The sequence below is a fragment of the Anabaena sp. FACHB-1237 genome (genome assembly GCF_014696225.1).
In the GTDB taxonomy this organism is placed as follows: domain Bacteria; phylum Cyanobacteriota; class Cyanobacteriia; order Cyanobacteriales; family Nostocaceae; genus FACHB-1237.
On record NZ_JACJPV010000075.1, the window covers coordinates 1 to 8,668 of the forward strand.

Annotated in this window: 7 protein-coding genes, 1 rRNA gene and 1 pseudogene; 7 read left to right on the forward strand and 2 right to left on the reverse strand. The window is 34.8% G+C overall.

The genetic code is table 11. From position 1 onward, the window contains the following. A pseudogene (locus tag H6F32_RS19780) lies at positions 1-133 on the reverse strand (photosystem II D2 protein (photosystem q(a) protein)); the annotation flags it as partial. Between the two features lie 594 nt (positions 134-727). Between H6F32_RS19780 and H6F32_RS19785 the strand changes: the two are divergent. The 6 genes from H6F32_RS19785 (at position 728) to H6F32_RS19810 (ending at position 7,020) form a co-directional block, all read left to right on the forward strand. Continuing rightward, positions 728-1,297 carry a photosystem I assembly protein Ycf4 gene (locus tag H6F32_RS19785; protein WP_190370983.1) on the forward strand — a complete coding sequence of 190 codons (570 nt, stop codon included), beginning with the start codon at positions 728-730 and terminating at the stop codon, positions 1,295-1,297. Between the two features lie 321 nt (positions 1,298-1,618). Further along, entirely contained in the window at positions 1,619-2,455 is an 837-nt protein-coding gene (locus H6F32_RS19790) for a peptidylprolyl isomerase (RefSeq protein ID WP_190370989.1), read from the forward strand. Between the two features lie 257 nt (positions 2,456-2,712). After that, positions 2,713-3,501 carry a nitrate ABC transporter permease gene (gene ntrB / locus H6F32_RS19795; RefSeq protein ID WP_190370984.1) on the forward strand — a complete coding sequence of 263 codons (789 nt, stop codon included), beginning with the start codon at positions 2,713-2,715 and terminating at the stop codon, positions 3,499-3,501. A 171-nt stretch (positions 3,502-3,672) separates the two neighbouring features. After that, positions 3,673-4,467 (forward strand): ABC transporter ATP-binding protein, encoded by a 795-nt coding sequence (locus H6F32_RS19800; RefSeq protein WP_190370985.1) that lies wholly within the window; start codon positions 3,673-3,675, stop codon positions 4,465-4,467. A gap of 37 nt (positions 4,468-4,504) precedes the next feature. Beyond that, positions 4,505-5,809, forward strand: a complete 1,305-nt coding sequence (locus H6F32_RS19805; RefSeq protein ID WP_190370986.1) for a CmpA/NrtA family ABC transporter substrate-binding protein — start codon at positions 4,505-4,507, stop codon at positions 5,807-5,809. Positions 5,810-5,880: 71 nt separating this feature from the next. Beyond that, positions 5,881-7,020 (forward strand): beta-ketoacyl-ACP synthase, encoded by a 1,140-nt coding sequence (locus tag H6F32_RS19810; RefSeq protein WP_190370987.1) that lies wholly within the window; start codon positions 5,881-5,883, stop codon positions 7,018-7,020. 360 nt (positions 7,021-7,380) lie between these two features. Here the strand turns inward: H6F32_RS19810 and glyQ are convergent, their stop codons facing one another. Next, the gene (glyQ, locus tag H6F32_RS19815) at positions 7,381-8,247 is read right to left on the reverse strand and encodes a glycine--tRNA ligase subunit alpha (RefSeq protein WP_190370988.1); all 867 of its coding nucleotides are present in this window, start codon (positions 8,245-8,247) and stop codon (positions 7,381-7,383) included. A gap of 315 nt (positions 8,248-8,562) precedes the next feature. On the opposite strand from glyQ, the gene H6F32_RS19820 reads away from it, so the two are divergent. Continuing rightward, positions 8,563-8,668: ribosomal RNA gene (locus H6F32_RS19820) — 16S ribosomal RNA — on the forward strand; the annotation flags it as partial.

Sequence of the window (8,668 nt, forward strand, 5' to 3'; positions counted from 1 at the left end):
CTAAAGCCAGGAACGCACAGGGGAATAGTAATATTCCTGACCAACCTACGAAGACAAAGCGATCGCGTTTTAACCAGTCATCTAATACGTCAAACCACCCTCTACTGGGGGCGCGTCCAACTGCAATGGTCATTTAATTAAAATCCTCTGTTTACTAAAATTGCAACGTTTTTTAGCAGTATTTTAACGGTTTTACCGATATCATGGCTACTGCTATGAGGAATTAAACGTTTTAATAATCTTATAGGTTTTTACCTTCTAAGATTTGGAGAATTGACTGCTTCAATAAGCTTTGCAACATTTAAGTTAACCAAATCAAACATTTCTGCATGACTTGATAGCTATAGCATTACCATCAAAGGCAAAAGCAGCTACAAAGCAGGAGACATTATACTTCCTGCGCTATGTCATCTCTCATAATTATGCCATGATTGCTACCATTTTTTGGTAACTTAGATTATAATAACTTAATGATTCTTAACTTATCACATTAAGAAATACTTAATTTTTACGATACATCATATCCTACTTCTCTGAGGTTTATGAGTCAGTAGATCAGTGTTAGGAGTCAGAATCAAGAATGATTCAACAATTTAAACAATTTTCTCCCTACTGCCTACTCCCTGCCTCTAACTCCTGACTGCAATTCTATCGCTAAAACTTGCAATCCAGACTCATCCAGTGGCAAACTCTAACTAGACAATATTTCCAAGTCCAAGGTAGTTCCATGACGACATCAACAACGACCAACAAAGGTAACAGCGTACTACATCAAACAGTTCTAGGTTCACGTCGCTTTAGCAACTACTGGTGGGCAAGTGTTGTGACCTTAGGCGCGACTGGTTTCTTTTTGGCTAGTATTTCTAGCTATTTCAAAGTTAATCTACTCATCGTTACTGATCCAACTCAGCTAATTTTTGTTCCACAAGGATTAGTAATGGGTTTATATGGTACTGCGGGTTTACTATTATCCCTTTATTTGTGGTTGGTAGTATTATGGGATGTTGGCGGCGGATATAATGAATTTAATCAGGAAACTGGTAAATTTAAAATCTTTCGTTGGGGCTTTCCCGGCAAAAATCGTACCATTGAAATTCAAAGTTCCATCAAAGATATTCAATCTGTGAAAATTGTCATTAAAGAAGGTTTAAATCCTCAACGCGCTTTGTATTTGCGAGTAAAGGGTAGAAGAGATATTCCTTTAACTAGAGTAGGGCAACCTTTATCTTTAGCAGATTTAGAAACTTCTGGAGCAGAATTAGGCCGCTTTTTGGGAGTACCCTTAGAAGGTTTGTAACAGTTTTGAATTGTTTTAGATTTGAGATTTGGGATTGATACAGCAGTTTCCGTTATTATGAGGTACAGATGTTAATGATAAAACCCTTGCAACACAGGCATCTTGCTGTGTTCCTAGTGTACCTCATGTAGATGGAATGTGCTGTATTAACTATCTCAAATTAATCTCTGAGGTTAATTAACAGCCACTATTGACTCAAATATTGAACAGTTAAAGTATCTATTGTTACTCAATTCTCAAATGAGATATAAAATTTACTTAATTCACAAGATAAAGCACAAGATCAAGATTAAGATATTTTAGTTGGTTAAGTTACTAGCAATGCGGTTAGAGTTTCCCTTTAAATTTTTCCTGAGATTTCCCAAATTTCTGGTAGTTTTGCTGATTATTGGTAGTTTGATGTTAACAGGATGTAAAACAGATCAAACATCTTCTTCTACATCTTCCACTACTAGTTCTGGAATAGTTAGCCAGATTAAGGCTAATGCAAGTCAATCATCAGAAACTACAAATGCCACTACAACTACAAGCACAAGTGAGAGTATACCTGGAATGAACAATTTACCAAGACTAGAAGGTAAAGCAACTGTGGTAATGACAGTTAATGGCGCACCTATTACTATTGAAGTGGATGGCATAAACGCGCCTATTACGGCTGGTAACTTTGTTGATTTAGTAAACAAAGGTGTTTATGATGGTGTAGTATTTCATCGTGTGGTACGTGATCCCCAACCTTTTGTAGTACAAGGTGGAGATCCTCAAAGTAAAGATCCCAAGATTCGTCAGCAATTATGGGGAACTGGTGGTTATATTGATCCAAAAACGGGTACTGAGCGCCGTATTCCTTTAGAAATTAAACCTAAAGGAGAAGAAAATGCCATAGTTTATGGCAAAACTTTTGATATGGCAGGTATCAAAAAAGCACCAGAGTTACAACACAAACAGGGTGCGGTAGCAATGGCACGCTCACAAATGCCTGATTCTGCATCATCTCAGTTTTACTTTGCTTTAGCAGATTTATCATTTTTAGATGGTAACTATGCTGTATTTGGTAATGTAACTGACGGATTTGATGTAGTTAATAAGGTTAAACAAGGTGATAAGATTGAATCAGCTAAGGTGACTCAAGGACTGGAAAATCTGAAAACTGCTCCTTAGTTAGTGTTTGATGATCAGTTGTAGGGTGCGTTAGACAGCATAAGTTATGTAAATAAACAGATTCTTGATAGCTGACGCACCCTACTAATGTGCCAGTTGTATAAGTCCTGTTAGTGTTTGATAATCAGTTGTCAGTGGTTCTTGCTTCTGACAATTGATGATCAGAATAAATTAGAATAACAAATTATTAAACTATACCACAACTATAGTTGAAGATAATTTCGGTAAGTTATCACTAGTTAATTATCAGGTGTAATATGCAGTTAAATCAAACCCTTTACCAAAAATTTAAGGAAGTAATACCAGCATTTTCTGGTATTTTTATTTTGATCATTGTATGGCAATTATTAAGTTTAAGAAGCAATACTACTCTACCTTCTCCAATTACAGTAATTACAGAAACTTGGGATCTTATTAAAGATCCCTTTTTTAATAGAGGTGGCAATAATAAAGGTTTCTTTTGGTTAATTCTTGCTAGTTTGAAAAGGATATTAATGGGTTATTCACTGGCCGTAATTTTGGGAATTTTAGTAGGTTTAATTATTAGCTTAAATAGCTTTTTACAAAAAGGATTTGATCCTATTATGCAATTGTTACGTCCCGTTGCGCCTTTGGCTTGGCTACCCTTAGCACAAGCAATTTTTTTAAAACCTAATCCTTCGGCTGTGTTTGTAATTTTTATTACGGCAATTTGGCCGATTATTATTAACACAAATTTGGGGTTAAGGTTAATTCCTAAAGACTATATTAATGTGTCTAAAATAATTGGTTTATCTCCTTGGGAACATTTTATGAAAATTATTCTACCCGCTAGTTTACCTTATATTTTAACTGGTTTGCGAGTGGGTTTAGGATTATCTTGGTTAGCAGTGGTAGCAGCAGAAATGTTACTTTCTGATGATGGTATTGGGTTTTTTATTATTAATGCTTATAATGATGCTAATATTAGTGAAATTATTATAGCTATAGTTTATTTGGGAATGGTTGGTTTAATTATGGACAAAATGATGATCTTTATATCTACAAAAATTGCACCGCAGGAATAAGTAAATAAAGCAAGTTCCTATTTATATTGATAGTGCGGAGTGGGAGGTGAAAATTCTTTCTCTACAAAGCGATCGCTTAGATCAATATAAAACTTGTACTTCCTTATGTAAAGCCAATAGTACAAAGAAGAATGATTACTAACTAAATTTATTTGAATTAGGAAGTTTATTATGTCTAGTTTAATTGAAATTGAAGGTGTGGAAAAAGAGTTTAATCTAGAAAATGGTATGAAAAGTATCATTTTACAAAATATTAATTTGCGAATTTTACCAGGAAGTTTAGTGTCTTTGGTAGGCCATTCTGGTTGTGGAAAGTCAACTATTTTAAATATTATCGCTGGGTTAGAAACGGCAACGAGAGGAAATGTGAAAGTTGATGGTCAAATAGTGAAAAAACCCGACCGCGATCGCATGGTAGTATTTCAAAATTATTCCCTATTACCTTGGTTAAATGTGTGGGAAAATGTGGCTTTATTTGTGGAAAAAGCCATGTCCCATAAATCTAAGGCAGAAATTAAAGAAATAATTGGTTATCATTTAGAAATAGTAGGATTAAAAGATGCAGCATTTAAAAAACCTAAACAACTTTCTGGAGGTATGAAACAAAGAGTAGCGATCGCTCGTGCTTTAGCAGTACAACCCAAATTACTATTATTAGATGAACCCTTTGGAGCTTTAGATGCTTTAACTCGTGGTTCTTTACAAATAGAACTAATGCGAATTTGTGAAATGTTTGACATAACTACAGTTATGGTGACACATGATGTAGATGAAGCCTTATTATTATCAGATCAAATAGTAATTATGAAAAATGGACCAGCAGCAACCATTGGCAAAATATTAGAAATCAATTTTCCTCATCCTCGTTCTATTGATATCGTAGATTTACATGAATATCATGTTTTACGTCATGAAATTCTCGATTTCTTGCATAATGAAAACAAAATCAAACTAAGTAGAAAATAAAACCAAAATACAACGTAAAACTATTAATAAATTAAACATGGCAAAACTTCCTAGACGTAAATTCATAACTGCTACTGGTGCTACCATTATCACACATCAGTTAATTTCTCATCTCAATCATAGCGATAATAGCGTTAATGCTAATGAGAATATTCCTAAAGTTCATGTTAGTAACGGCAATGTTCCCGAAATTCAAAATCTTACCTTTGGTTTTGTGCCAGTTACTAGTTCTTGTCCCTTGATAATTGCTAAAGCTAAAGGTTTTTTTGCTAAGTATGGAATGCCAGATGTGCGAGTAATTAGACAACCATCTTGGTCGGTAATGCGCGATAAATTGATGTTAAATAGTCAAGATGGTGGTTTAGATGGGGGACATTTATTATTTCCGATGGCTTATTTATTAGCTACAGGAGAAATTAGTTATAAACTAAAAATACCCATTTATATTTTAGCTAGATTAAACTTAAATGGTCAAGGAATTTCCGTTTCTAATCGTTACAATAACCTACAATTAAGTTTAGATAGTTCACCATTAAAGGCGATTTTTGCCGAAAAATTAAAAAAAGAAGAAATGGTACGTTGTGCAGTGCCATTTCGTCGCACTACAGGAGATTTTTTCATGCGGTGGTGGTTAGCAAATGGGGGAATTAATCCTGATATTGATTTATCATTAATTGTAATTCCTCCACCACAAATGGTAGCTGGTATGAGAAGTCATACAATGGAGGCTTTTTCAGTAGTTGATCCTTGGCATGAAAGATTAATAAGTAAAAAATTAGGATATTCGGCATTAACTAGTGGAGAATTATGGAATAATCATCCAGAAACAGCATTTGTATCTCGTGCGGAATGGGTTGATAAATATCCCCAAGCAGCAAAAGCAGTTTTAGCAGCAATTATGGAAGCACAAAAATGGTGTGATCAACCACAAAATAAACCAGAACTTGCGGAAATTATAGCCGAAAGACAATGGATAGGGGCAAAAAAAGAATTAACTCTGAATCGTTTGTTAGGTAATTTTAATTATGGCAATGGTAGGAAAATAGAAAATAGTTCCTATGGGATAAAATATTGGCGTGAAAATGCTTCTTACCCCTTTAAAAGTCATGATTTATGGTTTTTAATTGAGGATATGCGTTGGGGTTATCGTAGTCCTGAATTTGATACAAAAACCTTAATTAACGCTGTTAATCGGGAAGATTTATGGCGAGAAACTGCTAAATTTGTAGGTGAAGATGCCGCTATTCCTGCCAGTACATCAAGAGGAATAGAAACATTTTTTAATGGGTTACAATTCGACCCAGAAAATCCTATAGCTTATTTAAGATCCCCGACTTCTTAAATAAGTCGGGGATCTGGGCAAGGAACATGATAAAATGACAATATTTGATATTCATGTAATTTGTAAATAAAATGAGGGTTGTAGTTACAGGAATTAGTTTAATTTCTTGTTTAGGTAATAACTTACAAACAAGTTGGCAAAATTTACTATTAGGAAAAACTGGAATTAAATTACATCAACCTTTTCCAGAATTAGGTACAATTCCCTTGGGATTAATTACCAATAAACCATCACAATTAACCACATTAACAGACATCTTAATTGACGCAGCTTTAGATGACGCTAAATTAAATCCTCCTTTATCTAATTGTGGTATTGTTATTGGTTCTAGTCGTAGTTATCAAGGATATTGGGAAAATTTAATGACAGGAGGACTAAGGTTAGAAAACTGGTTAGATACTTTACCTAATATGAATGCTATTAATGTCGCTAAAAAAGTTGGCACAAATGGCGCAGTTTTAGCACCAATGGCCGCTTGTACTACAGGAATTTGTGCTATTTCTCAAGGTACAATGTTAATCCAAACTGGGCAATTTTTCAGAGTTATTGTAGGAGCAATAGAAGCACCAATTACACCTTTAACTATTGCTGGTTTTCAAAAAATGGGAGCATTAGCAAAAACGGGATCTTATCCTTTTGATGTAATGCGAGAAGGTTTGGTTTTAGGAGAAGGTGGAGCTATATTTGTATTAGAATCTTTAGAGTTAGCAACACAACGTCAAGCGAAAATATATGGTGAAATATTAGGTTTTGGTTTAACAGCAGATGCTTTTCATAGTAATCAACCTGAACCAGAAGGAAAAAGTGCAATTACCGCGATTAAAAAATGTCTCCAAAGTAGTAATTTAACAACTTCTGATATTAATTATATTCATGCTCATGGTACAGCCACAATTTTAAATGATCAAGTTGAAAGTAAAATTATCCAATCTTTGTTTTGTTCATCATTACCAGTTAGTTCTACAAAAGGAAGTACAGGGCATACTTTAGGTGCTTCAGGAGCTTTAGGAGTAGCATTTTCATTGATGGCTTTAAATCAGCAAATATTACCACCATCTGTAGGATTAAATAAGTCAATATTTGAGTTAAATTTTGTCAGTAAAGCCACTCAGAGTCAGTTAGATAAAGTGTTATGTTTCAGTTTTGGTTTTGGAGGACAAAATGCAGTTATAGCGTTATCAAAAATACCCTCAACCATCAGCCTACTGTAGAATGTGGGATTAAGATTAATAATACAGCAGTTTCCGTTATTATGAGGTACAGATGTTCTTGTAACACAGGCATCTTGCCTGTTCACAGTATACCTCATATAGATGGAATGTCCTGTAATTATTCTATCACTACCAAATTTAGGATTGTGTAAAAATAAAGTGTATCAGCAAAAACCTAAAATTACAGTAGTCCAAACAAAATACTTACATTCATTATTGGAATTAAAAGCACAACAACTCATATCAAATTCATAATTGTAGGGTGTGTCAAAAATCAAAAATCTATAAATTATGTTATTTGACGCACCTTACCAACTTTATGAATATTCCACTTCCATAACTGTTATAACACTTAACAGTTTAATTTAGCAGAGGAAAACCCAATATTTCTCGTTGTTTTACATATAGATGAGCTACCTTCTTAGCTAAATGCCTAATTCTAGCAATATAACGAGTACGTTCCGTCACCGAAATTACGCCCCTAGCATCAAGTAAATTGAACGTATGTGAACACTTAATCACATAATCCAAACCAGGCAAGACTAAACCTCTATCCGTCAAAGTGCCTGCCTCCTGCTCATATAAATTGAATAAAGTGAGTAACATATCAGAATTGGACGCTTCAAAATTGTAAGTACACTGTTCAATTTCACCCTGAAGATGAACATCACCATAAGTAATATTATCAGTCCACTGAATCTTAGTAATAGCCTCAACCTCTTGTAAATACATTGCTAAACGTTCCAGTCCATAAGTAATCTCAATAGAAACAGGACGACAATCTATACCACCACACTGTTGGAAATAAGTAAATTGAGTAATTTCCATCCCATCTAACCAAACCTCCCAACCAGTACCCCAAGCGCCCACAGTAGCATCTTCCCAATTATCTTCCACAAACCGCACATCATGATCTTCAGGACGAATACCCAAAGCACGCAAAGAATCAAGATATATTTCTTGGATATTATCCGGCGAAGGCTTAATTAACACCTGATACTGATAATAATGTTGGAAGCGATTAGGATTTTCACCATATCTACCATCTGTAGGACGACGACAAGGTTCAACATAGGCCACAGCCCAAGGTTCAGGACCCAAAGCCCGCAAAAAAGTATGAGGATTCTTAGTACCCGCACCTTTTTCCATATCATAGGGTTGAGCAATCAAACATCCACGATCAGCCCAAAACTGATTTAAAACCGCTATTACCGACTGAAAATTCACAACTTTTATTTTCCTCAAAAGAACTAACTCATCATACCCTGCCCTAAAGCCCGTATTTTCAAGACTTTTGAGTAAGTGAAAAAATAAATAAAAAATTTTTTGAAAAAAGGGTTGACAAATCAGAAAAGGTAAGTTAAGTTGATTAAGTGCCAAAGAGAGAGCGACGAGAGAAAAATCAAGCGAAACTCAATGGAACACCGAACCTTGAAAATAATATAGTTTGAAAGACAGTATATAACATATACCTGCGTCAAGAAAAGAATGAAAAAGATTAGAGTAAAAAACTAATCAAGAAAAGAGCTAAACAAACGATTCAAAACGGAGAGTTTGATCCTGGCTCAGGATGAACGCTGGCGGTATGCTTAACACATGCAAGTCGAACGATGTCTTAGGACATAGTGGCGGACGGGTGAGTAACGCG

Bases quoted from the DNA above. Each gene is read 5' to 3' on its own strand.
- H6F32_RS19785 (WP_190370983.1), top strand. From the start codon at position 728: ATGACGACATCAACAACGACCAACAAAGGTAACAGCGTACTACATCAA.
- H6F32_RS19790 (WP_190370989.1), top strand. From the start codon at position 1,619: ATGCGGTTAGAGTTTCCCTTTAAATTTTTCCTGAGATTTCCCAAATTT.
- ntrB (WP_190370984.1), top strand. From the start codon at position 2,713: ATGCAGTTAAATCAAACCCTTTACCAAAAATTTAAGGAAGTAATACCA.
- H6F32_RS19800 (WP_190370985.1), top strand. From the start codon at position 3,673: ATGTCTAGTTTAATTGAAATTGAAGGTGTGGAAAAAGAGTTTAATCTA.
- H6F32_RS19805 (WP_190370986.1), top strand. From the start codon at position 4,505: ATGGCAAAACTTCCTAGACGTAAATTCATAACTGCTACTGGTGCTACC.
- H6F32_RS19810 (WP_190370987.1), top strand. From the start codon at position 5,881: ATGAGGGTTGTAGTTACAGGAATTAGTTTAATTTCTTGTTTAGGTAAT.